This window comes from Agrobacterium tumefaciens, from assembly GCF_017726655.1.
Lineage (GTDB): Bacteria > Pseudomonadota > Alphaproteobacteria > Rhizobiales > Rhizobiaceae > Agrobacterium > Agrobacterium tumefaciens_B.
This window is the reverse complement of the sequence record NZ_CP072308.1, coordinates 1,951,891-1,977,336: the sequence shown is the minus strand read 5'-3', so window position 1 is coordinate 1,977,336 and position 25,446 is coordinate 1,951,891. Positions and strand designations below refer to the sequence as shown.

The following is a 25,446-nucleotide window of genomic DNA, read 5'->3' as shown; positions in this document are numbered from 1 at the left end:
ATGAATTTTTCATTGAGCCATGCAAGGATATGAGGCAAGCACAGCCGGTATAACGGCTGGCGGTTCCGCAGACATTCCCGGGAAACGGGATTGCGGGAGGACCCTTACAATATCAATTGCAACAACAGGGCTGCACAATGAAAAAATCCCTTCTGACGCTTTTTGCGCTTGCCGCAATGTCGGCTTCCGCGCTTGCCGCGGATATCAAGCCTGCGCTGGTCTATGGCACGGGCGGCAAGTTCGACAAGTCGTTCAACGAGGCCGCTGCGGCCGGCGCTGAAAAGTTCAAGGCGGAAACGGGCATCGAGTTCCGCGACTTCGAGCCAACCAGCGACACGCAGGGCGAACAGGCCATCCGCAACTTCGCCAGCAAGGGTTTCAACCCTGTTGTCGCCGTGTCCTTTGCCTGGACCTCGGCCATGGAAAAGGTTGCTGCCGAATTCCCCGATACCAAATTCGTCATCGTCGATTCCGTCGTTGAACTGCCGAACGTTCGCTCGGTCGTCTACAAGGAGCACGAAGGGTCTTACCTCGTCGGTCTGCTGGCCGGCATGGCCTCCAAGACGGGCAAGGTTGGCTTCATCGGCGGTATGGATATTCCGCTGATCCGCAAATTCGCCTGCGGCTATGCGCAGGGCGCGAAGGCTGCCAACGACAAGATCGAAGTCTTCCAGAACATGACCGGCACCACGGGTGCGGCCTGGAACGACCCCGTTCGCGGTGGCGAACTCACCAAGAACCAGATCGACCAGGGCGCTGACGTGATCTACGCGGCAGCCGGTGCGACCGGTATCGGCGTGCTCCAGACTGCCGCAGACAACAAGAAGTATTCGATCGGCGTCGACTCCAACCAGAACCATCTGCATCCGGGTTCGGTGCTGACCTCGATGGTCAAGCGCGTCGATCTGGCTGTCTACAATGCCTACAAGGACGCCAAGGACGACAAGTTCACTCCTGGCATCGTCGCTCTCGGCGTCAAGGAAGATGGCGTCGCCTATGCGCTCGACGATAACAACAAGGCGCTTATCACGCCTGAAATGATCGCCGCGGTAGACAAGGCGAAGGCCGACATCATTGCCGGCACCGTCAAGGTCCATGACTATATGGCGGATAATTCCTGCCCGAAATGATATGATATCTGACTGGGGCGCATGGTGATTTTCACCTTGCGCCCTTTTCATATCCAGCCTTCGGAAAGGTTTCGGTTTGAGTATGGACCCAGCAATCGAGCTCGTGGGCATCGACAAGAAATTCGGTGCCGTTCACGCCAATAAAAATATCAATCTGACCGTTGCCAAGGGCACGATCCACGGCATCATCGGCGAAAACGGTGCCGGAAAATCGACGCTCATGTCGATCCTTTACGGGTTTTACCAGGCGGATGCCGGAGAAATCCGGGTGAATGGTTCGCCCGTTGCGATCCGGGACAGTCAGGCGGCCATCAATGCCGGCATCGGCATGGTGCATCAGCACTTCATGCTGGTCGAAAACTTCTCCGTGCTGGAAAATGTCATGCTCGGGGCCGAAGGCGGTGCGCTGCTGGCCAATGGCCGGGCCGGTGCACGCAAGGAGCTGAAGCGCCTGGAAGACGATTATGGGCTGGAAGTAGATCCGGACGCGATTATCGAGGAATTGCCTGTCGGCCTGCAGCAGCGCGTCGAAATTCTCAAAGCCATGTATCGTGGAGCGGAAATCCTGATCCTCGATGAGCCCACCGGCGTTCTGACGCCGGCCGAGGCCGATCATCTGTTCAAGATCCTCGGCGTTCTGCGCGATCAGGGCAAGACAGTCATTCTCATTACCCACAAGCTGCGCGAGATCATGGCGATCACGGACTCCGTCTCCGTCATGCGCCGCGGTGAAATGGTGGCGACCCGGAAAACCTCCGAAACCAGCGTCGAGGAGCTGGCCGAACTGATGGTCGGCCGCCGGGTGCTGCTGCGGGTGGAAAAGGGCGAAACGACGCCGGGCGACATTCTTCTGTCGATCCGCAATCTCACCGTCAAGGATAGCCGCGGTGTCACCATGGTCGACGACGTTTCGCTTGATGTCCGGGCCGGTGAAATCGTCGGCATAGCCGGTGTCGCAGGCAACGGCCAGTCGGAGCTGCTGGAAGCCATCGCCGGCATCCGCAAACCCTATTCCGGCGAAATCTGGGTGGATGGTCAGAAGGTGGATCGCCCGGATCCCGCTATTTTACGCAGGCTTGGCCTCGCCCATATCCCGGAAGACCGCCACCATATGGGGCTGGTGCTGAAATTCGAGGAATATGAAAATTCCATCCTCGGCTATCATCACGATGAACGGTATGGCAAAGGGCCGTTCCTCAACCCAGAGGCCATCCGCAAGGATGCGGTCGAAAAGATCGAGAAATACGATATCCGCCCGCCGAACCCGCAGCTGAAGACCGCCAATTTTTCCGGCGGCAACCAGCAGAAGATCGTTGTCGCCCGGGAAATCGAACGGGACCCCAAGATGCTGATCATCGGTCAGCCGACCCGCGGCGTGGACATTGGTGCCATCGAATTCATTCATCGCCGCATCATCGAAATGCGCGATGCTGGCAAGGCGATTTTGCTGGTTTCGGTCGAACTCGATGAAATCCGTTCCCTTTCGGACCGGATCATGGTCATGTTCGCAGGCCGTGTCGTTGGAGAGAAAACGGCGGAAGCCGAAGAACAGACGCTGGGCCTTATGATGGCCGGCATCGCCGCATGAGGCATGAATGAGCACCGCTTCCGTACCGCTGCCAAACTGGATTACCTACGGCCTCCTGCCGTTTCTCAATGTCGTTACCGCCTTTCTGATTTCCGGCCTCGTTGTCTGGTCCATCGGTGAAAACCCGCTGGCGGCGTTGCGCCTGCTGATCGAAGGGGCGCTCGGACGAGGTGACGCCATCGGCTTCACGCTGTTCTATACGACGAGTTTCATTTTCACGGGCCTTTCTGTCGCCGTCGCCTTCCATGCCGGGCTCTTCAACATCGGCTCCGAAGGTCAGGCCTATGTCGGTGGCCTTGGCGCGGCGCTGGTGGCGCTGGCGCTCGATCGTTATGTGCCATGGTATGTGACGATGCCCTTCGCCGTCATCGGCGCTGCTGTTTTTGGCGCCGCCTGGGCCTTTATTCCGGCATGGCTGCAGGCAAAACGCGGCAGTCACGTGGTCATCACCACCATCATGTTCAACTTCATTGCCGCGGCCCTGATGGTTTATCTGCTGGTGAACGTACTGATCGTGCCCGGCAAGATGGCGCCGGAAACCCGAACCTTTCTCCCTGGTGGCCAATTGCCAAAACTCGACTGGTTGATGGCACTCTTTGGCCTCAAGCTCGGTCCGGCACCGTTCAACGTGTCCTTCCTGATTGCACTGGTGATGTGTTTCCTGGTCTGGGTGCTGATCTGGCGCACCAAGCTCGGTTATGAGATGCGTACGCTCGGCATCAGCCCCTCCGCCGCCATTTATGCCGGCATTCCCTATGCGCGCACCGTCATCATCGCCATGCTCATATCGGGCGGTCTGGCTGGCATGATGGCGCTGAACCCGGTCATGGGCGCGTCGGCCCGCCTGCAGGTGGAATTCGTCGCCGGTGCGGGCTTCGTCGGCATCGCCGTGTCGCTGATGGGCCGAAGTCATCCGCTCGGCATCATCTTCTCCGCCTTGCTGTTCGGCATTCTTTATCAGGGCGGCGCAGACCTTTCCTTCGAGATGCCCAACATTACCCGCGAGATGATCGTGGTCATCCAGGGCCTGGTGATCCTCTTCGCCGGCGCGCTGGAATATATGTACCGGCCCGCAATCGTCCGCATTTACCAGCGTCTGGCAAAGGGGTGAGCTGATATGGATTTCTTCGACATGCTGGTCAGCATTCTTGGCTCGACCGTCCGTCTCACCATCCCGCTGCTCTTCACCGCCCTTGCGGGGCTTTTTTCCGAGCGCGCCGGTGTGTTCGACATCGGACTTGAAGGCAAGATGCTGGCAGCGGCCTTTGCCTCCGCCTGCGTTGCGTATCTCACGGCGAACCCGTGGGCGGGCCTTTTGGCCGGTATTGCCGTCTCCATCCTTTTCTCGCTGGTCCATGGCTTTGCCGTCATCACCAATCGCGGCAATCAGATCGTATCGGGCGTGGCACTGAACTTCATTGCCGCTGGCCTGACCGTGGTGCTGGGGCAGGCCTGGTTCGGGCAAGGCGGCCGCACGCCCCAGCTTCCGGGTGAGGGGCGTTTCGCTCCCATCATTCTGCCCGGCGCGGATGCGATGCGGGAGGTGCCCTATATCGGTCCGCTTTATGCGAACGTCATTTCCGGCAACAATATCCTCACCTATCTGGCCTTTCTGGCGGTGCCGCTGTCCTGGTGGGTGCTTTATCGCACGCGCTTCGGCCTACGCCTGCGCGCCGTTGGCGAAAATCCGGGCGCCGTCGATACCGCCGGCATTTCGGTGACGTGGATGCGTTACCGGGCTGTCATCGTCGCCGGTTTTCTCTGCGGCTTTTCCGGCGCCTATCTTGCCGTCGCGCAGTCTGCCGCCTTCATTGCAAACATGTCGGCCGGTAAGGGCTATATCGCGCTTGCCGCCCTGATCTTCGCAAAATGGAAGCCGGTGCCGGTCATGTTCGCCTGCCTGCTGTTCGGTTTTCTGGACGCTGTCGCGAACTTCATGCAGGGCAAGTCCGTGCCTGGCATCGGCGAGGTTCCGGTGCAGATCTTCCAAGCCATGCCCTATATCCTGACCTGCATTCTGCTTGCCGGTTTCATCGGCGTCGCCAAGCCACCGAAGGCCGGCGGCGTTGCCTATGCCAAGGAGCGTTGAGCCCATGTCTTCCGATCCGAAATCTCACGCCCTGTTTGAGGCGGCGGTGGAGGCCATGGCCTTTGCCCATGCTCCCTATTCGAAATTCCCGGTTGGTGCTGCTATCCGCGCGGAAGACGGCAAGATCTACAAGGGCGCCAATATCGAGAACCTCTCTTTTCCGCAGGGCTGGTGCGCCGAACCTTCGGCGATCAGCGCCATGATCATGGGCGGCGCAAAGAAGATCAGCGAGATCGCCGTCATTGCGGAAAAGCTGGCTCTCTGCCCGCCTTGCGGTGGCTGCCGACAGAAGATCGCAGAGTTCGCCACGCCGGATACGAAAATCTTTCTCTGCGATGAGACAGGCGTTCAGAAAGTGATGACGATGGAAGAGCTGCTTCCCTTCAGCTTCAACACAGAGCTGCCCTGATGACGGAAGCCCTGATCGATATTCTGGTGGAGCGCCTGAGCGGCCTGATGCCACGCGTCGCCATCGTTCTCGGCTCTGGCCTCGGCTCTCTGGTGGATGAGGTTAGCGATCCGATCCGGGTTCCCTATGCCGATCTTCCGGGCTTCCCGGCTAGTGGTGTTTCCGGCCACGCGGGCGAGCTTGTTGCCGGATATATGGGTGGCGAGCCTGTCATGATGCTGTCGGGCCGGGTGCATTATTACGAGAAGGGCGATCCGGCGGCCATGCGCGCGGTCATCGAGGCGCTTGCCGGCCTCGGCGTACAGTCGCTTATCCTCACAAACTCGGCTGGCTCGGTCAGGCAGGACATGCCGCCCGGCTCGGTCATGCAGATCACCGATCACATCAATTATTCCGGCATGAACCCGCTGATCGGCGAGGAAAGTGACCGCCGTTTTGTCGGTATGACCACCGCTTACGATCCTGAGCTGATGCTTGTCATGCGCAACGCCGCCATCCGCGCGACGGTGCCTTTGTTTGGCGGTGTCTATATGTGGTTCTCCGGTCCCAGCTTCGAAACGCCGGCGGAAATCCGCATGGCGCGGGTTCTGGGGGCCGATGCGGTCGGCATGTCCACGGTACCGGAAGTCATCCTTGCCCGCTTTTTCGGGATGCGTGTCGCCGCTGCATCGGTTATTACGAACTACGGTGCCGGCATGACCGGTGCGGAACTGAGCCATGAAGAGACCAAGGATATGGCTCCCGTGGGTGGCAAAAGGCTTGCCGCCATCTTGAAGGAAATGATCGCAGGAGGAGCGTGACCATGGAACTCCAGCGTCCGCGCGAAGCGGCTGCCCTCACTTTGTCCTTGCTGGACCTCACCAACCTCAAGGAAGACTGCACGCCACAGCAGATCGCCGCGCTCTGCCAGCGGGCGCATACGGAGTTTGGCAATACGGCCGCCATCTGCATCTGGCCGCGCTTCGTGGCGCAGGCGCGCGCCGCGTTCGGAAAGGATCATGCGATCCGCATTGCAACGGTGGTCAATTTTCCGTCGGGCGATCTCGACGTGGCAACCGTTGTTGCGGAAACCGAAGCGGCGATCCGTGATGGCGCCGACGAAATCGACCTCGTCATTCCCTATCGCAAATTCATAGCCGGCGATGAAACCGCCGTTTCGCAGATGGTCGCTGCCGTGCGCAAGGTCTGCGTTGCTCCCGTTCTTCTCAAGGTCATCCTCGAAACCGGCGAGTTGAAGGACAAGGCGCTGATCCGCCGTGCATCGGAACTCGCCATTGCCGAAGGGGCCGATTTCATCAAGACTTCGACCGGAAAGGTTGCCGTGAATGCCACGCTGGAGGCGGCTGACATCATGTTGCAGGCGATCCGTGACAGCCGCCAAAAGGTGGGTTTCAAGCCCGCCGGCGGCATAGGCACCGTGGAGGATGCGACACTGTATCTGCGGCTGGCCGAAACCATCATGGCGCCGAACTGGGCCATGCCTTCCACCTTCCGTTTTGGAGCCTCCGGCATTCTTGATGATGTCTTGAATGTGCTGGCCGGTGGTGAACCGGCCAAGGCCGTCAGCGGGTATTGAGCTTGATCCCGCAGGAAATCATCCGCCGTAAACGTGATGGACTGCCGCTGGAACCGGAGGAGATCGCTGCTTTCGTCGAAGCGCTGTCGAAAAACGGCATCTCTGAAGGGCAGGCGGCCGCCTTTGCCATGGCGGTGTTCTTTCGCGGCATGAGCCGGGATGAGATGGTGGCGCTGACGCTCGCGATGCGCGACAGCGGTGATGTCCTGTCTTGGACCGATCTCGACAAGCCTGTCGCGGATAAGCATTCGACAGGCGGCGTCGGCGACAATGTGTCTCTGATGCTTGCCCCCATCGTTGCCGCCTGTGGTCTCGCTGTGCCGATGATATCAGGCCGGGGGCTCGGTCATACCGGGGGCACGCTCGACAAGCTTGAAGCGATTCCCGGTTATAACGTCATGCCGGACGAGACGTTGCTTCGCCGGACGGTGCGGTCCGTCGGCTGCGCCATTATCGGCCAGACGGGCGATCTTGCGCCCGCCGACAGACGTCTTTATGCCATCAGGGACGTGACTGCGACGGTGGATTCCATTCCCCTGATTACTGCGTCCATCCTGTCGAAAAAACTGGCCGCGGGACTGCAGACGCTCGTTCTCGACGTGAAGGTCGGCAACGGCGCATTCATGCAAAGTCTCGATGAGGCGCGCAGCCTGGCCCATGCGCTGGTCGAAGTGGCAAACGGCGCAGGCCTGCCGACCACGGCGCTGATCACCGACATGAACGAACCGCTAGGCGATGCCGCAGGCAACGCTGTGGAAATCGTCAACTGTCTCGACTTCCTTGCCGGCAGAAAAGCTGGCACACGTCTCGAAAAGGTCGTGCTTTGCTTCGCAGCAGAGATGCTGGTGCAGACGCAAAAAGCGTCAACGCTTGAGGAAGGACACGCCTTGGCGTCGTCCGCTTTAACGTCAGGCAAGGCGCTTGAAACCTTCGCGCGGATGGTTTTTGCTCTCGGTGGTCCGTCAGACTTTGTCGAACATCCGTCCCGCTACCTGCAGTCCGCGCCGTTCATTTTTCCTGTGTTGGCGGAGCGGAACGGCACGCTTGCCGCCTGCGCCACCCGCGACCTCGGGATGGTTGTCGTTGAACTCGGTGGCGGCAGAAGAACGCCGGCGGACAGGATCAATCCTGCCGTGGGTATCGCGGATATGATGCCGCTCGGCACGCCCGTCGAAAAGGGCCAGCCGATTGCCACGGTTCATGCGTCTTCAATGGAAGCTGCCGAGCGTGCCGCCAAAAAAATAATGTCCTGTTATGTCATCGCTGACAGCGCGCCGGACGTTCGCGATCCCGTCATAGAGCGGATCACCTGACCAGACGCAATTCGCCGCCCGACACTTTGAACGACGACAATTGCTTCAGGAAGCTCATACCCACAAGCATGTTGCCCAGCGCATTGTCCTTTAGAACCATGGCGTCGACACCCTGAACACGGATAGCGCCGATTTCGACCCGGTCCAGTTTCACATAGGCGGCCATTGTCCGCCCGTTGGCGGTTGAGATCGCATATTTGAAATCGAGGCTATTGGCGCCGTAACCGAGGCGTCTGGCGATCGTTTCGTTGATTGCGACCATGGAAGCACCCGTATCCACCAACCCATCCACGGACTTTCCGTTGATGCGAAAAGTCGCGTTGAAGTGACCGCGGTCATCCGCTTTCAGGCTCACGGTGCCCAGCGAGACCGGTTGGGGGCGGGAGACTTCAGGCGATGCCGGCGGGTGATCCGTAGATGTTTCCGGACGCGGCTGAATTTTTTCCATCAATGCCGGAATTTGGGTCGCGCCGGCTGAAAGAGCGACAAACAATAAAATGGCGCGGGGCAGCAAATTCATGCTCCTGAGGAAATGGGGTTGTCCCCACCAGAATAGGCGCAAAACATGCTGAAATCCTAAAACAATAAGCCATCCGCGAGGCCGCGCGCCGCGAATGGCTGAAATAGTTAAGCGATGATGAACGGCCGTTATTTGGTACCGTACATGCGATCGCCGGCATCGCCGAGACCGGGCACGATATAGCCCTTTTCGTTGAGGTGACGATCAATCGCCGCGGTGAAGATCGGCACGTCGGGATGGGCTTCGCGGAAATTCTTGATACCTTCCGGAGCTGCCAGCAGACAAAGGAAGCGGATGTTCTTCGCGCCGCGCTCCTTCAGCTTCTCAACGGCAGCGATGGAGGAGTTGCCGGTTGCCAGCATGGGATCGACGACGATGACCAGACGGGCGTCGAGGCTTTCGGGCGCTTTGAAGTAATATTCGACGGCTTCCAGCGTGTCATGATCGCGATAAACGCCGACATGGGCGACGCGCGCCGAAGGCACAAGTTCCAGCATGCCTTCCAGAAGGCCATTGCCGGCACGAAGGATGGAGGCAAAAACAAGTTTTTTTCCCTCGAGAACGGGTGCCTCGATGGTTTCAAGCGGCGTGTCGATGGTCTCCATCGTCATTTCAAGATCACGCGTCACTTCATAGCAGAGCAGCGTCGAGATTTCGCGCAACAGGCGGCGGAAGCCGGCCGTGGAGGTTTCCTTCTTGCGCATGATGGTGAGTTTGTGCCGCACCAGCGGATGTTCGATGACTGTGACGCCGTCCATGAAACTGGCCTTTCTTTATCTCATGCCCTGTAATTCACCGAAAGCGTGCTTTTCGCAAGCCTTCTTCGTGTTTTTACCCCGTCAACAACAACTCACGCCTGCTCCAGTCTGGCGAGCAGCGTTGCACGGGTGGCGTCGTCCACGAAGGCGCTCTCCAGTGCGGTGCGCGTCATGGCGTTGATCTCGGCCTCGGTGAAACCGAACTCGTCCGCCGCCAGCGCATATTCCCGCGCCAGTGAGGTAAAGAAGAATGGCGGGTCGTCGGAACTGACGCAGACGCGCACGCCAGCGTCGCTAAGAGCTCTGAGCGGATGGCTGGCAAAATCGGGATAGACCTTGAGAGCAATATTGGAGCCGGGACAAACTTCAAGAACAGTCCCGGTTTCGGCAAGCCGGGCGACGAGGTCCGCATCTTCGATGGCGCGCACGCCATGCCCGATACGCGCCGGCCTGACGAGATCGAGCGCATCGGCAACGCTTTCCGGACCACAGACTTCGCCCGCGTGAATGGTCAGCCCAAGACCGGCATCTCGCGCGATGTCAAAGGCACGGGCGTAATCCGCGATCCGTCCCATGCGCTCCTCACCCGCCATGTTGAAGCCTGATATAAGCGGATGCCGCACTCGCGCCGCATAGTCGGCAGCCGCGATGACCCGCTCAGGACCGAAATGCCGCTCACCGGTGACGATGATGCGCGTCTCGATGCCGGTTTTCTCCTTTGCGATGCGGATGCCTTCTGCAACACCTGCCAGATAGGCATCTGCCCCCAGCCCGATGCGGTCACCGTGATCGGGCGAAATGATCAGCTCGCTATAGATGGTATTGGCCGCTGCAAGTTCGGCGAGATAGGTCTCGGTGAGAAGGGCATAATCTTCGTCGGTCTTGAACACCTGCGCCACTGCATCATAACAGCGGATGAACTCGGCGAAATCCGACCAGACATAGTTGCCATCACGCAGAAAACTGCTGGTGTCGATGCCGTATTTGTCCGCCTGTTTCGCAACGAGTGAAGGCGGAGCAGCGCCTTCGAGATGGCAGTGAATTTCGGCTTTCAGCAAATGCGATGTCAAATAAAGCTCCTGCCATGGGGACCGGCGTCAATGCCGAGATGATGGGCGATGCTTTCACCGATATCGGCGTAGCTCGTGCGGATGCCGACATCGCGGGAACGGATGCCCGGGCCGAATGCCATGATTGGCACCCTTTCGCGTGTATGGTCCGTGCCTCGCCAGGTGGGATCGCAACCATGGTCGGCGGTGAGAAGCGCTATATCGCCAGGCGCCATCTTACGGTGGATTTCGGGAATCCGCGCATCGAAGGCCTCAAGGGCGGCGGCGTAACCGGCAACGTCCCGGCGATGGCCATAAAGCATGTCGAAATCGACGAAATTGGTAAAGACGAGATCGCCGTTTTCCGCCTCGTCGATAGCCTGCAACGTCGCATCCATCAAGGCGGCGTTGCCATTTGCCTTGATGACGCGCGAGACGCCCTGATGGGCATAGATGTCACCGATCTTGCCGATCGCATGCACCTTTCGCCCCGCTTCCACCAGCCGGTCGAGCAGGGTGGGCTCGGGCGGCAGAACGGAAAAATCGCGGCGATTGCCGGTGCGCTCAAAGGTCGCGACCGTTTCGCCGATGAAGGGCCTCGCGATGACGCGGCCTATGTTCAGTGGATCGAGCAGCTTGCGCACGGTTTCGCAGAGCGAGATGAGGGGCTCCAGACCGAAATGCGTTTCGTGCGCGGCGATCTGGAAAACGGAATCGGATGAGGTATAGCAGATCGGTTTACGGGTCCTGATATGCTCCTCGCCGAGCGCAGCGATGATCTCGGTGCCGGAAGCATGGCAATTGCCGAGGATGCCGGGAATATTAGCCTCCTTGCAGATCGCCTCCACCAGTTCCGGAGAAAAGGCGTCGCCTTCCGTCGGGAAATATCCCCAGTCGAAGGTGACGGGTGTACCGGCGATCTCCCAGTGACCGGACGGCGTGTCCTTGCCCTTGGAGATTTCGCTGGCGGAACCGTGTAGGCCGAAAATGCGCTCCGGCGGTTCCATACCGGCGGGAATGTCGCCGCTTGCCTGTCTTGCGATCTCGATGAGGCCGAGCGAACACATGTTCGGCAGCTTCAGCGGCCCGGAGCGAAGGCCTGCCCTGTCTGCAGCCCCTGCTGCGCAGAACTCTGCGATATGGGCGAGCGTATTGGCGCCGAGGTCGCCATAGCGTTCCGCATCAGGCGCGCCGCCGACCCCGAAGGAATCCAGAACGAGAAGAAATGCTCTTGCCATAACTCTCCGCAACGAAAATGTGCCGACGGGTAACGTCAGGCCTATCCGTCGTTATAGATCAGCAATTCGTGAAGAAGGAAGCGCTTTTATGAACCATCCGGTAAAACCGGGTGCTCAGTCCTCATCGCGCTTGGATTTCGGCGCGTTGAGATTGCGCAGGACATACCATCCGGCCGCGACAACCATAGCCGCCAGGATATACCACGTCACGGCGTAGGAGAGATGGTTGTTCGGGAATGTGAGCAGGGTCTTGCCACCGACCGGCAGGCCACTTGGATTGGGTGTGGCGTCTGCGTCGACATAAAAGGGTGCGACATCGGACAGGCCGGAGGCCTCAGAGATTTGCGGAATATTCCGGGAATACCAGCGGCCATTCGTCGGATCGTTGGTGCGCAGGAAAAGCCCGCCTGTTTCCGGGCCGCGCATCAGGCCAACGACCTCGACGCGTCCGGCCGGTTGACCTTCCGCGCGGGAGGCCGGGTCACGCTTATCGGAGGGCACGAAACCGCGATTGATGATGATGCTGGACCCGTCGTCGCGCTTCAGTGGTGTCATCACCCAATAGCCCGGTCCCAGATCGGTGACGGTGTAGACCTGAACCTCTTTGTCGTTAAGAAAGACACCTGTCAATTTGACGCGGCGATATTCATAATCGGCGGGATCGGTGAGAGCGGGCCATTCGCCGGTTGCCGGTGCATCGACGGGCTGCGCATGGACCCGCGCTTCGACGCGCTCGATGAGGTCGAGCTTCCAGTACAGGCGCTGGACCTGCCATGTTCCGAGAGCAACAAGGCAGGACGTCAGGACAACGGTCAGGAACAGCACGACGATGGCCGCGGGGCGGACGCGGCGGTTTTCGGATGTGATTTCACTCATCTCAAGTCCTTGCGAGGCGGTTTTTGCCGACGGTTTGTCCGCATCGGGCCATTGGCGCCGCACCAGCCTCTTCCAGCAAATAACCCCATAAATCGCGCCACGATTCATGGGGTTATATGTTGGCGCGGAGGGTGGCCCGCCGGAGAAGCCCGGCGGGCAAAACATCAAATCTGCTCAGGGCAGGTTCTTCACATCTTCGATATGCAGCGGCATCATGTTTTTGTTCATGTTGTACATGACCCAGAGCGAGCCGGAGAGCGTGATCAGGAGGACCACGACGGTGAAGATCAGCGCCATGAAGGTCCAGCCGCCTTCGGATTTGGTGTCCATGTGCAGGAAGTAGATCATGTGCACGAAGATCTGGATGACGCCAAGACCCATGATTGCGATGACAAGCACGGTCTTGTTTTGAACGACGTCACCCATGACCAGCCAGAACGGGATCGCCGTCAGGATGACCGACAGGACGAAGCCGATCATGTAGCTTTTGAACGTACCGTGGCTGGCGCCATCATGGTGGTGATGGTCGTCGCCATGCGCGTGGTGATGTGCGTGTGCTTCGGAACTCATCAAAGAACTCCCATGAGGTAAACGAAGGAGAAGACGCCGATCCAGATGACGTCGAGGAAGTGCCAGAACATCGAAAGGCACATCAGGCGGCGCTTGTTGGCGGCGATCAGGCCGTGCTTGCCGACCTGAACCATCAGCGTCACGAGCCAGATGATGCCGAAGGTCACGTGCAGGCCGTGCGTGCCGACCAGCGCGAAGAAGGACGACAGGAACGCCGAGCGATGCGGGCCGGCACCTTCCTCGATCAGGTGGTGGAACTCGTAGAGTTCGACGGCCAGGAAGGCGAGACCGAAGAGACCGGTGATGCCGAGCCAGACAAGCGTCGTCTTCACCTTCTGCTTTTCCATTTCCAGCATGGCGAAGCCATAGGTGATGGAGGAGAAAAGCAGGAAGCCGGTGTTGATGGCGACGAGCTTGAGATCGAAGAGATCCGCGCCCGAAGGACCGGCCGCATAGCTGCGGCCGAGAACGGCATAGGTGGCGAAGAGCACGGCAAAGATCAGGCAGTCGCTCATCAGATAGAGCCAGAAGCCGATAGACGTACCGTTTTCCGGATGGTGGTCTTCCTTCAGGTAGAAGACCGGTGGTTCAGCGCCGTCGACGCTGTGTGCAGGTGTATGAGCCATGTTTCGTTACGCCTGTTTCGCGAGCAGCTTCGTACGTTCCGCCTCGACGGTCGAAACGTCAGCGGCGGGAATGTAGTATTCGCGATTGTAGTTGAAGGTATGGGCGATCGAGACTGCGATAATGCCGATGAAGGACAGCGCTGCAAGCCACCAGATATGCCACACCAGGGCGAAGCCGAGCACCACGCTGATGCCGCTGATGATGACGCCAGCACCGGTATTCTTCGGCATATGGATCGGGATGAAACCTTCCAGCGGCCGGCTGTAACCGCGCTTCTTCATGTCCGTCCAGGCATCCACATCGTGAATGACGGGCGTGAAGGCGAAGTTGTACTGCGGCGGCGGCGAAGAAGTGGACCATTCCAGCGTGCGGCCATTATAGGGGTCGCCGGTCACGTCACGCAGCTGCTCGCGCTTCAGGAAGCTGACGATGAGCTGGATGATGAAGGAGGCAATGCCGAGCGCTATCAGGAACGCGCCGAAGGCAGCGATCACGAACCAGATCTGCAGCGAGTTGTCTTCAAACTGGCTGAGGCGGCGGGTGATACCCATCAGGCCGAGGATGTAGAGCGGCATGAAGGCGAAGTAGAAGCCGACGAACCAGAACCAGAAGGACAGCTTGCCCCAGAACGGGTCGAGACGGTAACCGAAAGCCTTCGGGAACCAGTAGACGATACCTGCCAGAACGCCGAAGACCACGCCGCCGATGATCGTGTTGTGGAAGTGGGCGATCAGGAACAGCGAGTTGTGCAGCACGAAGTCAGCAGGGGGAACGGCGAGAAGAACGCCGGTCATGCCACCGATGACGAAGGTGATCATGAAGCCGATCGTCCAAAGCATCGGCACGTCGAACTTGATGCGGCCCTTATACATGGTGAAGAGCCAGTTGAAGATCTTCGCACCCGTCGGGATCGAGATGATCATCGTCGTGATGCCGAAGAAGGCATTGACGTTGGCGCCGGAACCCATGGTGAAGAAGTGGTGCAGCCACACGAGGTAGGACAGGATGGTGATGACGGCGGTGGCGTAAACCATCGAGGCATAACCGAAGAGACGCTTGCCCGAGAAGGTGGCGACGATTTCGGAGAAGATACCGAAAGCCGGCAGCACCAGAATATAAACTTCGGGATGGCCCCAGATCCAGATGAGGTTGACATACATCATCGGATTGCCGCCGAGGTCGTTGGTGAAGAAATTCGTGCCAGCGTAGCGGTCAAGGGTCAGAAGCGCGAGCGTTGCGGTCAGGATCGGGAAGGAGGCCACGATCAGGATGTTCGAACACAGCGACGTCCAGACAAAGATCGGCATGCGCATCATGGTCATGCCCGGCGCACGCATCTTGATGATGGTCACGATCAGGTTGATGCCCGATAGTGTCGTTCCGACACCGGCGATCTGCAGGCCCCAGATATAATAATCGACCCCGACCCCCGGGCTTCCGTCGATGCCCGACAGCGGCGGGTAGGCGAGCCAGCCTGTCTGCGCATATTCACCGATGAACAGCGAGATCATGGTGATGACGGCGCCGGCCGTGGTCATCCAGAAGGAGAAGTTGTTGAGGAAGGGGAACGACACGTCGCGGGCGCCGATCTGAAGCGGCACGACGAAGTTCATCAGACCTGTGATCATGGGCATGGCCATGAAGAAGATCATGATGACGCCATGGGCCGTGAAAATCTGGTCGTAGTGATGCGGCGGAAGGTAACCTTCCGATCCGCCGGAGGCGATCGCCTGCTGAACGCGCATCATGATGGCGTCGGCAAAGCCGCGCAGAAGCATGACGAGCGCCAGAATGATGTACATGATACCGATCTTTTTGTGATCGATACTCGTAAACCACTCATTCCACAGATAGCCCCACATGCGGAAATAGGTGATGGCGCCGATAACGGCGATGCCGCCCAGAGCCACGGCCGCGAAGGTGGCGACAAGAATGGGCTCGTGAAGCGGGATTGACTCCCAGGTTAGCCGTCCGAACAGGAACGACGTTTGATCGGAGTTGACGACCATTTTAGCCTCTTGCGATTCAAAAACGTATGATCGGCGCGGACTGGCCGCGCCGCAGAATGCCGGGACGGATCGTCAGCCAGCGACTTGTTTCGTTTCCGGCAGCGCCGCGGGTTCGAAAGTCTGACCTTCGATCACAGCCGGGGTAGATTGCGGACCATTGGCGACGCCGTAAGGTGCAAGCGGTGTGCAGACCACGGAGTTGAGAGCCTTGGCCATGTCGATGCCTTCCTTGCCGCCGCCGCCATTGGCGTCGATATGCATCATGTCGCGCATGCAGAGCTTGTTCGGCTCGACGCAGCGGTTGAGGATGGCGCTGTAGAGTTCCGGATCGACAGAAGCGAAATACTGCACCGGCTCACGCTCGGAAGGCTTGGCGAATTCGAGATATTCCTGGCGGCCGAAACCCTTGCCGCCTTCCTTTGCCTTGGCCACCCACTGGTCGAAGCCCTGCTGGCTGAGACCATGGAACTTGAAGCGCATATGCGAGAAGCCGGGGCCGGAGAAGTTTGCCGAGAAGCCGTCATAGACGCCTTCCTTGTTGATCACCGCGTGCAGCTTGGTCTGCATGCCGCCCATCGCGTAGATCTGGCCGGCCAGTGCGGGCACGAAGAACGAATTCATCGCGGTCGTTCCGGTGATCTTGAAGTTTATCGGGACATCGACGGGCGCGGCAAATTCATTGACGCTGCCAATGCCGAGTTCCGGATAGAAGAACAGCCACTTCCAGTCCATCGCCACGACCTCGACCGTCAGCGGTTTGACATCGGCCGTCACCTGACGGTTCTCATCGATCCGCTCCAGCGGGCGATAGGGGTCGAGGCGGTGGGTGGAAATCCAGGTTACCGTGCCGAGCATCAGGATGATGGCGACCGGCGCAGACCAGATCACCATTTCAAGCCGCGTGGAATGATGCCACTCGGGGTCGTAATCTTCCGCTTTCGCCGATTCACGGTACTTCCATGCGAAGAACAGCGTGAGGACGATGACCGGAACGATGATCAGCAGCATCAAGACAGTGGACGTGATGATAAGATCGCGCTGCTGGATGGCGACGTCGCCCGATGGATTCATGACAACGAGGTTGCAGCCGCTGAGCAGCAACAGAGCCGGGATCGCCAGAAGGGCGGATGGGAGTTTTTTGATCATGCGCACGTTCTTTGAACTCGTACAGTTTGGATTAGGCTGCGGAATAATTGCCAAACATCATTTCTGGAATGAGGTATATTGTCGCGGTGCAGCGAAAGCGTTGCGATGCACCATAAGCGGCAGTTCTGCTCAAAGGCGGAGTGGCTGCATTATCGCACGCTGGGCCTGACCGGCAACCCTTTATTTTCAAACTTCAATTGACGTTACGTAGGGTGCGTGTGACAATCCGCCGCATAGTAACGCAACGGAAGAGGAGCCGGCGCGTTACAGGGAATGGTTCGTCCATGACGCAGGAGGGATATTATGAGTTATACCAATGCTGCTCCATCCTTTGGGCAGGCACCGGAAGCAAACGGGGCTGGCCCCGTCAGGGTCGATCCGGATCGCATCACGATTGCCGTCATTCTCGCGAGAATGACCGAATTTTTCGACTTTTTTATCTATGCCATCGCCTCTGCGCTCGTCTTCCCGCATGTGTTCTTCTCCTATGCAGATCCACTGACGGCCACCCTTTATTCCTTCGCTGTTTTCTCCCTCGCCTTCATCGCACGGCCGATCGGCTCCCTCATCTTCCTCCAGATCGACCGTAAATTCGGCCGCGCCGTGAAGCTGATGGCGGCTCTGTTCACGCTCTGTGGCTCCACCATGGCGATCAGTTTCCTGCCTTCCTATGCGGAAGTCGGCATGCTCGCACCGATCCTGCTCGCTGTCTTCCGTATCGGCCAGGGTCTTGGACTGGGTGGTGCATGGGATGGTCTCGTCTCGCTGCTTGCGATGAATGCACCACCGAAACAGCGCGGCTGGTACGCCATGATGCCACAGATCGGCGCCGCCATGGGCTTCGGCCTCGCCAGCGCCTTCTTCATCGTCTTCGTGACGCAGCTTTCCAATGCGGAATTTCTCGCCTGGGGCTGGCGTTTCCCCTTCTTCGTGGCGCTGGCGCTGAATGTGCTTGCGCTCTTTGCTCGCCTGCGGATGATCGTGACGCCGGAATTCCAGTCTATGCTGGAGCAGCATGAGTTGGAACCACGGCCCATGTTCAAGATGTTGCGGTCGCAGTTTCCAGTCGTGGTCACGGGTGCTTTCGTGCCTCTGGCCAGCTTTGCGCTCTTCCACCTCGTCACGGTTTTTCCGCTCAGCTGGGTGTCGCTCAATACCAGCCAGCGTGTGTCCGACTTCCTTTTCGTGCAGTTCGTCAGCGCTATCATCGCTGGTGGCATGATCGTGATCTCGGGCGTTCTCGCGGATCGCATCGGCCGACGGAAGCTTCTGGCCATCGCAGCGGTGCTGATTGGCCTTTTCAGCCTCGTGGCGCCCATTCTCCTGGGGTCAGGTGATATCGGCCGTTATCTCTTCGTGTTGATCGGCTTCTCCTTGCTCGGCCTGTCCTTCGGTCAGGCGGGCGGAGCGCTCGCCTCGCGCTTCAGCCGTGAGTACCGCTACACCGGCGCCTCGCTGACGTCGGATGTGTCCTGGCTCATCGGTGCCGGTTTCGCACCGCTCGTCGCGCTTGGATTTTCGTCCAAGTTCGGCCTTTTCGCTGTCGGTATTTACCTGATGTCGGGCGCACTTTGCACGCTTATCGCCCTATGGTTCAGCCGCACGCTGGATATGCCGTCGGAGTAAATGGGGCTTTGACATCACCCGCAGCCATGACGCCGCGGAATCCTACCGGATTTCGCGGCGCTTCTGTCACACCTATCCGAATGAGCTTCGAGTTTTTATCCACGGGCGGCCGGAACCGCCATACTCACATCTCGGCTTAGCAATTGGTGCAGGCCGTTTCGGCGTCGCGCTGCTTGAAGAAGTAGTCCCGACTTATCGTGATCGATTTTGTGCCTGATGAGGCGATATCGGGCATGAACATCATCAAGTCATGTGGAATGGAAAGTTCGACATGGATAAGGAAACTGTCCGAGAGTTGCAATCGGGTCGGAACGGCGACTGGCGAGCCGACCGCATAGGGTCTCTGATTTTTCTCATCCCATGACCACACGATTTTGGCCTGCTTCTGCGCATCGATCTTGATGCCGCTGATCTTCAGTTGCAGGCCTTTGATGCTGTAGGGTGCAAATATGGCTGCGGCGACATCCTGCATGCCGGCCAGATAGGTTTTGTCGACCGAACCTGTTTTCGATATCAGGTCATTGATGCTCGCTGCTGCAGTGCTCGCCCGTTTGTAGGTGTTGTAGCCGATCGTCAATTCAAAGGACGTCAGGTAAAGTGCGAGCAATATCGGAAAGATAATTGCGAACTCGATTGCACCGACGCCCCGTTTGTCGCGGGCAAAGCGCAACGCGAGGGCGACAAGACGTTGTTTGCCGTTTGCTGCCGCGGATAGTAGCCCCGCCATCATGAGCCCCCGCTCGTCGTGTATTTCTCGTTCATAAACGCACTCGTTGCAACGATGAGAAAATGCGAGGGCATGGAGCCATCGACGGGCCTTATCTTCGTAAGATAAGGCCGGATGATATCGGCGACGACGCGCCATCGATAATAGACGCGCAACATGTTGATGGTTTCCGGTCCGCCCGGCTTGAAGCCGAACTGGGCCGTGTCGAGGTCATAATATTCGCCATAGGCCTTCAATGGTATCGTGGTCGGAATATCCTTGAAGGCGGCGAAAGAGCGAAGATCGATGTAAAGCTTCTGTTCTTTCTCGATCTCACCGTCGCAGTTGATCATAATGGAGACTTCATCGCAGAAATTCTTGCGGAAATCCGCTTTCGAGATCGAGCTGCTGATCTGGCCCGTCCTCAGGCGCCGGCCCATTGTCTCCGTCGCGTTCACGACGACCTGTTCGGCCATCATGGCAATGAAGGTTTCGAGGATTGCAAACACGACGAGGAAATAGGGAATGGCGAGGATCGCGAATTCGATGGCTGCTGTCCCGTCGCGCGAGACGCCGAATTTTTCCAGCAATGGCTTCAGTCTGGCCAGTCGCATAGGGGTCTATCTCTGAGAATATGCGGCAAGCGCAACCGTTGAATTGTTGCGGACGATAACCACCCCATGTTTAGATTCTATTACTTCGATAAACTATACTTTATTGAATTCCGAATTTGGTACGCCCCACAGCAAAAAAGCCCGGCTCAGGGCCAGGCTTTTCGAGAATAGATGGAGCAGACGCTTAATCCGCATCGGCCCGGGCGAGCACCTCCAGCGTCGGCGTGGAGGTGATGTTGTAGCCGCAATCCACATAGTGGCATTCGCCGGTCACGCCGCGGGACAGGCTGGACAGCAGATAAAGCGCCGATCCGCCGATGTCGTCGATGTCGGCCGTCCGCCGCAGCGGTGCGTTCTTCTGGTTCCAGGCGTATATCGCACGGGCGTCGGAAATGCCTGCACCGGCGAGCGTGCGGACCGGGCCGGCCGAGATGGCGTTCACGCGGATGTCGCGCGGGCCGTAATCGGCCGCGAGATAACGCACGGACGCCTCAAGAGCCGCCTTGGCGACGCCCATGACGTTGTAGTTCGGGATGACGCGCTGAGAACCATTATAGGTCAGCGTCAGCATGGAGCCGCCATTGGTCATTAGTTCAGCGGCGCGCTTGGCGATTTCCGTGAAGGAGAAACAGGAAATGACCATGGTACGGCTGAAATTCTCGCGCGTCGTGTCGGCGTAAAGACCCTTCAGCTCGTTCTTGTCGGAGAAGCCGATGGCGTGCACGACGAAATCGAGCGAGCCCCATTTTTCGCGAATCGTCGCAAACAGCGCATCCACCGAAGCGATATCCTCGACATCGCAAGGTACGATGAAGTCGGAACCGAGCTCCGCAGCGAGCGGTTTCACGCGCTTGCCAAGCGCTTCACCCTGGTAGGTGAAGGCGAGTTCCGCGCCCTGTGCCGCAAGCGCCTTGGAGATGCCCCAGGCGATCGAGTGATTGTTTGCGACGCCCATGATGAGGCCGCGTTTACCCTGCATGATGCCGTTCATTGGCAATTATCCGTTATGACGCTGGAAGACGAGCGTGGCGTTGGTGCCGCCGAAGCCGAAGGAATTGGAAAGGATGGTGTCGATCTTGGCGTTGTCGATACGGCTGCGAACGATCGGAACGCCCGCAAATTCCGGATCGAGTTCGGAAATATGCGCGCTCTCGCCGATGAAGCGTTCCTGCATCATCAACAGGCCGTAGATCGATTCCTGCACGCCGGCCGCGCCGAGCGAATGGCCGGTGAGCGACTTGGTCGACTGGATGTGCGGGATCTTATCGCCGAAGACTTCGCGGATCGCGCCGATTTCCTTGCTGTCGCCAACCGGTGTCGAGGTGCCGTGGGTATTGATATAGTCGATGTCGCCCTTGACGGTGGAAAGGGCCTGCCGCATGCAGCGGATCGCGCCTTCGCCCGACGGTGCAACCATGTCGTAACCGTCCGAGGTTGCGCCATAACCGACGATTTCGGCGTAGATTTTTGCGCCGCGCGCCTTCGCATGCTCCAGCTCTTCAAGAACCAGGACGCCCGCACCGCCGGCGATAACGAAGCCATCGCGGTTGACGTCATAGGCGCGCGAGGCGACGTCGGGAGTTTCGTTGTATTTGGACGACATGGCTCCCATCGCGTCGAAAAGGTTCGACATCGACCAGTCGAGATCCTCGTGGCCGCCAGCGAACATTACGTCCTGCTTGCCCCACTGGATCATTTCGGCGGCGTTGCCGATGCAATGCGCCGAGGTGGAGCAGGCCGACGAGATGGAGTAGTTGACGCCGTGGATCTTGAACCAGGTCGCGAGCGTGGCCGAAGCGGTGGAGGACATGGCCTTCGGCACGGCAAAGGGGCCGATGCGCTTCGGGCTGTTGTTCTTCAGCGTAATGTCGGCAGCTTCGACAATCGTGCGGGTGGAAGGGCCGCCAGACCCCATAATGATGCCGGTGCGCTCATTGCCGCTGATATCGCTCTCTTCGAGGCCGGAATCGGCGATTGCCTGCTTCATGGCGACGTGGTTCCACGCTCCGCCCTGCGACAGAAACCGCATGGCGCGGCGATCGACCAGGTCGGTCGGGTCCAGAGACGGCTTGCCCCAGACCTGGCACTTGAAACCGTGTTCGGCAAAATCCGGCGAAAAAGAAATGCCGGATTTGGCATTGCGCAGCGACGCGGTGACCTCGGCGGCATCACCGCCGATGGAAGAAACAATACCGAGGCCGGTGACAACAACTCGTCTCATCAAAGGGACCTTTTCTTTAGATTTCGGCTGGGCGACTGAAGGCCGTCCGGCGTTTGTCTGAACTATTTCGTCTGCCTCAGGCAGCCTTTTCCTTGGACAGGCCGACCCGCAGGTCGGATGCCTGATAGATGGTTTCACCATCCGCCTTCAGCCAGCCGTCGGCGGTGCCAAGCACCAGACGGCCGCGCATCACGCGCTTAAAATCGATACCATATTGCAGGAGTTTGGTGTGAGGGCGAACCATGCCCTTGAACTTCACTTCACCGGTGGAAAGCGCCATGCCGCGGCCTTCTTCACCCAGCCAGCCGAGGAAGAAGCCGGTCAGCTGCCACATGCCATCAAGGCCGAGGCAGCCCGGCATGATCGGGTTGCCCTGGAAATGGCAGGGGAAATACCAGTCGTCAGGGCTCACATCGTATTCGGCACGGATGAAACCCTTGTCGAATGCGCCGCCGGTCTCCGAAATTTCGGTGATCCGGTGTACCATGAGCATGGGGGCAACGGGAGCTGGGCATTTCCCGGGCCGAACAATTCGCCGCGACCGCAGGACAGGATCTCTTCGTAATTGTAACTTGACTGCCTCGTTGCCATACCGCTTTCACTTCCCCAGTTACTGGTGTTGATTGACTTCACTAGAGCAAGTTAGGTTCAAAATGAAGCGCCACAAGGGCAGAGGCCGTTTCAGCCCCATTCTTTGTCTTCACAACCCTCTTTACAGAAGTCATTACCTCAATATGGCGTCCGCATACAGGAACCGTCAGTCGGGAACCAGAGGAAATTTGCAGGAAGAGCCGGTTTGCAGCCATTTGCGACACACCGCGGCGCTGAAACTATTGAAAGCAATCCCCGCAAAAGATATATGCTATTGCAATTGACAGGTTTCAGACCTCTGTTTGGAATGGGATTGCATGGCATTTGACGCCACATTGGATATTGGGACGAGGCTGCGGCGCTCGGGGCTGCGGCCCACGCGCCAGCGCGTTGCTTTGGGCGATCTTCTTTTCGCAAAGGGCGATCGGCACCTGACGGTCGAGGAACTGCATGACGAGGCGGTGACCGCCGGCGTGCCCGTTTCTCTCGCCACGGTGTACAATACGCTGCATCAGTTTACGGAAGCCGGACTGATCCGTGTTCTTGCCGTCGAAGGCGCGCGCACCTATTTCGATACGAACGTTTCGGATCACCACCACTTCTTCGTGGAGGGCGAGAACGAGGTTCTCGATATTCCAATCAACAATCTCCAGATAGACAATCTGCCGGAAGCGCCCGAGGGCATGGAAATCGCCCATGTGGATGTGGTGATCCGCCTTCGCCGCAAACGCGGCTGACGCCGTACCTGGTGACGGATATGAAAATGGCGCCGAAGGGCGCCATTTCTGTTTTCAGCATTTCCGCGACAGGTCACTTCATCACGTCTTCCGGCCGTCTGCCGGGCTTGGCCTTGTAGGGCGGGAAAGTCCAGCCGAAAAGTAGCGCGCCGGATCGGACGGATAAGGCCGTCAGAAAACCCGCAGCGGACGCGGCATAAAGCGGTGCGCCGAAGAAATAGACGACAATAAAGGTGGAGGAGCCCAGAAGCGCGCAGGTGATGTAGATTTCCGGGCGCAGGAGAACCGATGGCTCCCCCGCCATTATATCGCGCAACACTCCTCCAAACGTCGCGGTCAGAACGCCTGTGACGATGGCGACGGTTGCCGAGCCGCTCGCGGCAAGGCCCTTGGCTGCTCCCATGACGCAATAGGCCGAAAGGCCGAGCGCATCGAGCCAGATCAATACACGGTAACGGGATTCGAAGAGATGCGCGGTGAAAAACAGCAGCACCGCCACCGAGACGCAGACGAGAATATAAGTGGGGTTGATGACCCAGAAAACCGGCGTTCTGCCCAGCACGAGATCGCGTACCGTGCCACCGCCAATACCGGTCGCAGCCGCGAAAAACAGGAAGCCGATCAGGTCGAGCTGCTTGCGCGAGGCGGCGAGCGCGCCGGTTGCGGCAAAGACAGCGACGCCGGCATAATCGAGAAAACCCAGAAGTGTCATAAAAAAGGTTCCCCCTGGAACACGGGCCGCGAACAGGTCAGTGTCGCGCAAGCACTAAACTCTAGGCTGGTCGCCCGGATGATCGCAACATCCATAACCCAAACGGATGCAAAGGAAAATGCCGTGCGAATCGCTCTCGTTGCCGCTCTTCACGCGCTGGTTCTCTTGATGTTTCCAGCGGCGCTCTCGGCGCAGCAGCAGCTGGTGAGCGATCCTGAAATTTACGAGAAGGATCATTTCCGCAAAGAATGCAAGGTGGCGGCTTTCGGCGATGATTTCGTCACGCGGCTGGATATCAACAATGACGGGTTGATGGATGCCGTCGTCAATCATGGGGTTCTGGATTGCGACGGCGAAAAAGGCCGCGCCTGCGATGACGAGGGATGCCCTTATAATTTTTACGTGCAGGTGAAAGAGGGCGGCTACCTGATGATCGCAACGGCGCGGATCTACGGTTATGACTTTATCAAGCGGTTCGGCAACATGGTTTTCGTGTTGAAGATGCATCCGCGTTATTGCGAGCGCACCGACAAGGAACCTTGCCTGATGACGGTTCGTGTTCGCGGTACCAAATTCGTCACCATTTCGAGGAAGTAACGACGATCCCGGTCAGGGTGCAACCCGCCGGATTTTGACCTGCTGATTATAGCGGCGCCGCAATGAGCGGGGAATGACAAGGGTGGCAAGCGCGACAGCAAAAATTGCGCCTGTAACTACCCACAGGGCATCGGACTGTAGATTGGCGCCGAGAATGGCGCCGCAGATCGCGCCGCTCAGCATGCCAAGCCAGGGAACGATCTGAATTCCCCAGTCGAGGCTCCGGTCACCGAGAAGAAAACGACCGATGCCTCGGCCGAAGCGGGAAAGCGCGCCCGTCACATAGGTGAGCCCGATCGGCAGCCCCTCTATATGCTCGACGGCCGCATTGACCATGCCCATCGCGAAAACGACAATGTAGAATTGCGGGAGGGCCGAGGCCACTTTGCCAAGCAAGGCGGCGACGGCGACCAGGCATCCCACGACCGCCAGAACGGCAAAGATGCGCCGTTCGAATTTATGGGCCACGACGATGCCACCGGCATTGCCCGCCACAAAGGCAATGATCGCGAACAGCAGTTTCGCAGCGTGAGAGTAGCCTCCCGCTTCCGCCGAGACGGCAGCTCGCGTGGTATTGCCTGTCATGAAGGACACGAAGTCGCCCGAAATATGCAGGCCTACCGCGTCAGTCATTCCAGCGATGAAGGAAATCGCCGCAACCAGTGCAATGCCGGTTCCTGTTCGTCTCGCTCTGATGATGCTGCGGCGTCTTTGTCTGGTCATGGAAAGCTCGATTTAAAAACC

26 protein-coding genes and 1 pseudogene are annotated in these 25,446 nt (G+C 58.7%); 11 read left to right on the top strand and 16 right to left on the bottom strand.

Annotated elements, in window-relative coordinates; all coding sequences use genetic code 11:
- The first annotated feature begins 137 nt into the window (after positions 1-137).
- From AT6N2_RS09855 to deoA, 8 genes are all read left to right on the top strand, one after another.
- Positions 138-1,130 (top strand): BMP family lipoprotein, encoded by a 993-nt coding sequence (locus AT6N2_RS09855; RefSeq protein WP_045015424.1) that lies wholly within the window; start codon positions 138-140, stop codon positions 1,128-1,130.
- An 82-nt stretch (positions 1,131-1,212) separates the two neighbouring features.
- A complete protein-coding gene (locus AT6N2_RS09850; RefSeq protein ID WP_077224815.1) occupies positions 1,213-2,718 on the top strand; it encodes an ABC transporter ATP-binding protein in 1,506 nt (501 codons plus the stop codon).
- A 7-nt stretch (positions 2,719-2,725) separates the two neighbouring features.
- Positions 2,726-3,829: an ABC transporter permease gene (locus tag AT6N2_RS09845; RefSeq protein ID WP_063949363.1), complete on the top strand. Its 1,104-nt coding sequence runs from the start codon at positions 2,726-2,728 to the stop codon at positions 3,827-3,829.
- A 6-nt stretch (positions 3,830-3,835) separates the two neighbouring features.
- Complete coding sequence (locus AT6N2_RS09840) at positions 3,836-4,807, top strand: ABC transporter permease (RefSeq protein WP_063949364.1); 972 nt, start codon at positions 3,836-3,838, stop codon at positions 4,805-4,807.
- A 4-nt stretch (positions 4,808-4,811) separates the two neighbouring features.
- Positions 4,812-5,216: a cytidine deaminase gene (locus AT6N2_RS09835; protein ID WP_063949365.1), complete on the top strand. Its 405-nt coding sequence runs from the start codon at positions 4,812-4,814 to the stop codon at positions 5,214-5,216.
- Complete coding sequence (locus tag AT6N2_RS09830; protein ID WP_063949366.1) at positions 5,216-6,016, top strand: purine-nucleoside phosphorylase; 801 nt, start codon at positions 5,216-5,218, stop codon at positions 6,014-6,016. Before AT6N2_RS09835 ends, AT6N2_RS09830 begins: the two co-directional genes overlap by 1 nt.
- A gap of 2 nt (positions 6,017-6,018) precedes the next feature.
- Positions 6,019-6,792 (top strand): deoxyribose-phosphate aldolase, encoded by a 774-nt coding sequence (gene deoC / locus AT6N2_RS09825; RefSeq protein WP_063949367.1) that lies wholly within the window; start codon positions 6,019-6,021, stop codon positions 6,790-6,792.
- Positions 6,789-8,105 (top strand): thymidine phosphorylase, encoded by a 1,317-nt coding sequence (gene deoA / locus AT6N2_RS09820; protein WP_209086149.1) that lies wholly within the window; start codon positions 6,789-6,791, stop codon positions 8,103-8,105. The genes deoC and deoA overlap by 4 nt, the downstream gene beginning before the upstream one ends.
- On the opposite strand, the gene AT6N2_RS09815 is transcribed toward deoA, so the two are convergent.
- From AT6N2_RS09815 to cyoA, 9 genes are all read right to left on the bottom strand, one after another.
- Entirely contained in the window at positions 8,098-8,619 is a 522-nt protein-coding gene (locus tag AT6N2_RS09815) for a TIGR02281 family clan AA aspartic protease (protein WP_186376743.1), read from the bottom strand. The genes deoA and AT6N2_RS09815 overlap by 8 nt on opposite strands.
- Before the next feature lie 134 nt (positions 8,620-8,753).
- Positions 8,754-9,383, bottom strand: a complete 630-nt coding sequence (gene upp, locus AT6N2_RS09810) for a uracil phosphoribosyltransferase (RefSeq protein ID WP_063949369.1) — start codon at positions 9,381-9,383, stop codon at positions 8,754-8,756.
- Positions 9,384-9,475: 92 nt separating this feature from the next.
- Positions 9,476-10,453 carry an adenosine deaminase gene (locus AT6N2_RS09805; RefSeq protein ID WP_209086146.1) on the bottom strand — a complete coding sequence of 326 codons (978 nt, stop codon included), beginning with the start codon at positions 10,451-10,453 and terminating at the stop codon, positions 9,476-9,478.
- Positions 10,450-11,670, bottom strand: coding sequence for a phosphopentomutase (locus AT6N2_RS09800; protein ID WP_209086144.1), 1,221 nt, complete (start codon positions 11,668-11,670; stop codon positions 10,450-10,452). The genes AT6N2_RS09805 and AT6N2_RS09800 overlap by 4 nt, the downstream gene beginning before the upstream one ends.
- A 114-nt stretch (positions 11,671-11,784) precedes the next feature.
- A complete protein-coding gene (locus AT6N2_RS09795; RefSeq protein ID WP_209086141.1) occupies positions 11,785-12,546 on the bottom strand; it encodes an SURF1 family protein in 762 nt (253 codons plus the stop codon).
- Positions 12,547-12,720: 174 nt separating this feature from the next.
- Complete coding sequence (cyoD, locus tag AT6N2_RS09790; protein ID WP_063949372.1) at positions 12,721-13,116, bottom strand: cytochrome o ubiquinol oxidase subunit IV; 396 nt, start codon at positions 13,114-13,116, stop codon at positions 12,721-12,723.
- Positions 13,116-13,742, bottom strand: coding sequence for a cytochrome o ubiquinol oxidase subunit III (gene cyoC, locus AT6N2_RS09785; protein WP_144576227.1), 627 nt, complete (start codon positions 13,740-13,742; stop codon positions 13,116-13,118). The genes cyoD and cyoC overlap by 1 nt, the downstream gene beginning before the upstream one ends.
- Positions 13,743-13,748: 6 nt before the next feature.
- Complete coding sequence (cyoB, locus tag AT6N2_RS09780; RefSeq protein WP_144576226.1) at positions 13,749-15,752, bottom strand: cytochrome o ubiquinol oxidase subunit I; 2,004 nt, start codon at positions 15,750-15,752, stop codon at positions 13,749-13,751.
- Between the two features lie 72 nt (positions 15,753-15,824).
- A complete protein-coding gene (gene cyoA / locus AT6N2_RS09775; RefSeq protein WP_144576225.1) occupies positions 15,825-16,898 on the bottom strand; it encodes a ubiquinol oxidase subunit II in 1,074 nt (357 codons plus the stop codon).
- A 303-nt stretch (positions 16,899-17,201) separates the two neighbouring features.
- Here cyoA and AT6N2_RS09770 point away from each other — a divergent pair, with 303 nt between their 5' ends.
- Entirely contained in the window at positions 17,202-18,524 is a 1,323-nt protein-coding gene (locus AT6N2_RS09770; protein ID WP_063949376.1) for an MFS transporter, read from the top strand.
- Positions 18,525-18,660: 136 nt separating this feature from the next.
- On the opposite strand, the gene AT6N2_RS09765 is transcribed toward AT6N2_RS09770, so the two are convergent.
- The 5 genes and pseudogenes from AT6N2_RS09765 to fabA all read right to left on the bottom strand — a co-directional run bounded on the left by AT6N2_RS09765 (position 18,661) and on the right by fabA (position 22,656).
- Complete coding sequence (locus AT6N2_RS09765; RefSeq protein ID WP_209086139.1) at positions 18,661-19,254, bottom strand: TadE/TadG family type IV pilus assembly protein; 594 nt, start codon at positions 19,252-19,254, stop codon at positions 18,661-18,663.
- The gene (locus AT6N2_RS09760; protein WP_144576222.1) at positions 19,251-19,844 is read right to left on the bottom strand and encodes a TadE/TadG family type IV pilus assembly protein; all 594 of its coding nucleotides are present in this window, start codon (positions 19,842-19,844) and stop codon (positions 19,251-19,253) included. The genes AT6N2_RS09765 and AT6N2_RS09760 overlap by 4 nt, the downstream gene beginning before the upstream one ends.
- Before the next feature lie 184 nt (positions 19,845-20,028).
- Entirely contained in the window at positions 20,029-20,835 is an 807-nt protein-coding gene (gene fabI, locus AT6N2_RS09755; RefSeq protein WP_063949379.1) for an enoyl-ACP reductase FabI, read from the bottom strand.
- 6 nt (positions 20,836-20,841) lie between these two features.
- Positions 20,842-22,065: a beta-ketoacyl-ACP synthase I gene (fabB, locus tag AT6N2_RS09750; protein ID WP_020011229.1), complete on the bottom strand. Its 1,224-nt coding sequence runs from the start codon at positions 22,063-22,065 to the stop codon at positions 20,842-20,844.
- Between the two features lie 76 nt (positions 22,066-22,141).
- A pseudogene (fabA, locus tag AT6N2_RS09745) lies at positions 22,142-22,656 on the bottom strand (3-hydroxyacyl-[acyl-carrier-protein] dehydratase FabA).
- A 317-nt stretch (positions 22,657-22,973) separates the two neighbouring features.
- Here fabA and irrA point away from each other — a divergent pair.
- Positions 22,974-23,393 carry an iron response transcriptional regulator IrrA gene (irrA, locus tag AT6N2_RS09740; protein WP_006309975.1) on the top strand — a complete coding sequence of 140 codons (420 nt, stop codon included), beginning with the start codon at positions 22,974-22,976 and terminating at the stop codon, positions 23,391-23,393.
- A gap of 73 nt (positions 23,394-23,466) precedes the next feature.
- Here the strand turns inward: irrA and AT6N2_RS09735 are convergent, their stop codons facing one another.
- Entirely contained in the window at positions 23,467-24,105 is a 639-nt protein-coding gene (locus AT6N2_RS09735; protein ID WP_063949382.1) for a trimeric intracellular cation channel family protein, read from the bottom strand.
- A gap of 78 nt (positions 24,106-24,183) precedes the next feature.
- Here AT6N2_RS09735 and AT6N2_RS09730 point away from each other — a divergent pair, with 78 nt between their 5' ends.
- Complete coding sequence (locus AT6N2_RS09730; protein ID WP_209086136.1) at positions 24,184-24,702, top strand: hypothetical protein; 519 nt, start codon at positions 24,184-24,186, stop codon at positions 24,700-24,702.
- Positions 24,703-24,714: 12 nt separating this feature from the next.
- Here AT6N2_RS09730 and AT6N2_RS09725 read toward each other — a convergent pair whose 3' ends face one another.
- Entirely contained in the window at positions 24,715-25,425 is a 711-nt protein-coding gene (locus AT6N2_RS09725) for a YoaK family protein (protein ID WP_144576219.1), read from the bottom strand.
- Positions 25,426-25,446: the final 21 nt, after the last annotated feature.

Bases quoted from the DNA above. Each gene is read 5' to 3' on its own strand.
- AT6N2_RS09855 (WP_045015424.1), top strand. From the start codon at position 138: ATGAAAAAATCCCTTCTGACGCTTTTTGCGCTTGCCGCAATGTCGGCT.
- AT6N2_RS09850 (WP_077224815.1), top strand. From the start codon at position 1,213: ATGGACCCAGCAATCGAGCTCGTGGGCATCGACAAGAAATTCGGTGCC.
- AT6N2_RS09845 (WP_063949363.1), top strand. From the start codon at position 2,726: ATGAGCACCGCTTCCGTACCGCTGCCAAACTGGATTACCTACGGCCTC.
- AT6N2_RS09840 (WP_063949364.1), top strand. From the start codon at position 3,836: ATGGATTTCTTCGACATGCTGGTCAGCATTCTTGGCTCGACCGTCCGT.
- AT6N2_RS09835 (WP_063949365.1), top strand. From the start codon at position 4,812: ATGTCTTCCGATCCGAAATCTCACGCCCTGTTTGAGGCGGCGGTGGAG.
- AT6N2_RS09830 (WP_063949366.1), top strand. From the start codon at position 5,216: ATGACGGAAGCCCTGATCGATATTCTGGTGGAGCGCCTGAGCGGCCTG.
- deoC (WP_063949367.1), top strand. From the start codon at position 6,019: ATGGAACTCCAGCGTCCGCGCGAAGCGGCTGCCCTCACTTTGTCCTTG.
- upp (WP_063949369.1), bottom strand. From the start codon at position 9,383: ATGGACGGCGTCACAGTCATCGAACATCCGCTGGTGCGGCACAAACTC.
- AT6N2_RS09800 (WP_209086144.1), bottom strand. From the start codon at position 11,670: ATGGCAAGAGCATTTCTTCTCGTTCTGGATTCCTTCGGGGTCGGCGGC.
- AT6N2_RS09795 (WP_209086141.1), bottom strand. From the start codon at position 12,546: ATGAGTGAAATCACATCCGAAAACCGCCGCGTCCGCCCCGCGGCCATC.
- cyoD (WP_063949372.1), bottom strand. From the start codon at position 13,116: ATGAGTTCCGAAGCACACGCACATCACCACGCGCATGGCGACGACCAT.
- cyoC (WP_144576227.1), bottom strand. From the start codon at position 13,742: ATGGCTCATACACCTGCACACAGCGTCGACGGCGCTGAACCACCGGTC.
- cyoB (WP_144576226.1), bottom strand. From the start codon at position 15,752: ATGGTCGTCAACTCCGATCAAACGTCGTTCCTGTTCGGACGGCTAACC.
- cyoA (WP_144576225.1), bottom strand. From the start codon at position 16,898: ATGATCAAAAAACTCCCATCCGCCCTTCTGGCGATCCCGGCTCTGTTG.
- AT6N2_RS09770 (WP_063949376.1), top strand. From the start codon at position 17,202: ATGAGTTATACCAATGCTGCTCCATCCTTTGGGCAGGCACCGGAAGCA.
- AT6N2_RS09765 (WP_209086139.1), bottom strand. From the start codon at position 19,254: ATGATGGCGGGGCTACTATCCGCGGCAGCAAACGGCAAACAACGTCTT.
- AT6N2_RS09760 (WP_144576222.1), bottom strand. From the start codon at position 19,844: ATGCGACTGGCCAGACTGAAGCCATTGCTGGAAAAATTCGGCGTCTCG.
- fabI (WP_063949379.1), bottom strand. From the start codon at position 20,835: ATGAACGGCATCATGCAGGGTAAACGCGGCCTCATCATGGGCGTCGCA.
- fabB (WP_020011229.1), bottom strand. From the start codon at position 22,065: ATGAGACGAGTTGTTGTCACCGGCCTCGGTATTGTTTCTTCCATCGGC.
- irrA (WP_006309975.1), top strand. From the start codon at position 22,974: ATGGCATTTGACGCCACATTGGATATTGGGACGAGGCTGCGGCGCTCG.
- AT6N2_RS09735 (WP_063949382.1), bottom strand. From the start codon at position 24,105: ATGACACTTCTGGGTTTTCTCGATTATGCCGGCGTCGCTGTCTTTGCC.
- AT6N2_RS09730 (WP_209086136.1), top strand. From the start codon at position 24,184: ATGATCGCAACATCCATAACCCAAACGGATGCAAAGGAAAATGCCGTG.
- AT6N2_RS09725 (WP_144576219.1), bottom strand. From the start codon at position 25,425: ATGACCAGACAAAGACGCCGCAGCATCATCAGAGCGAGACGAACAGGA.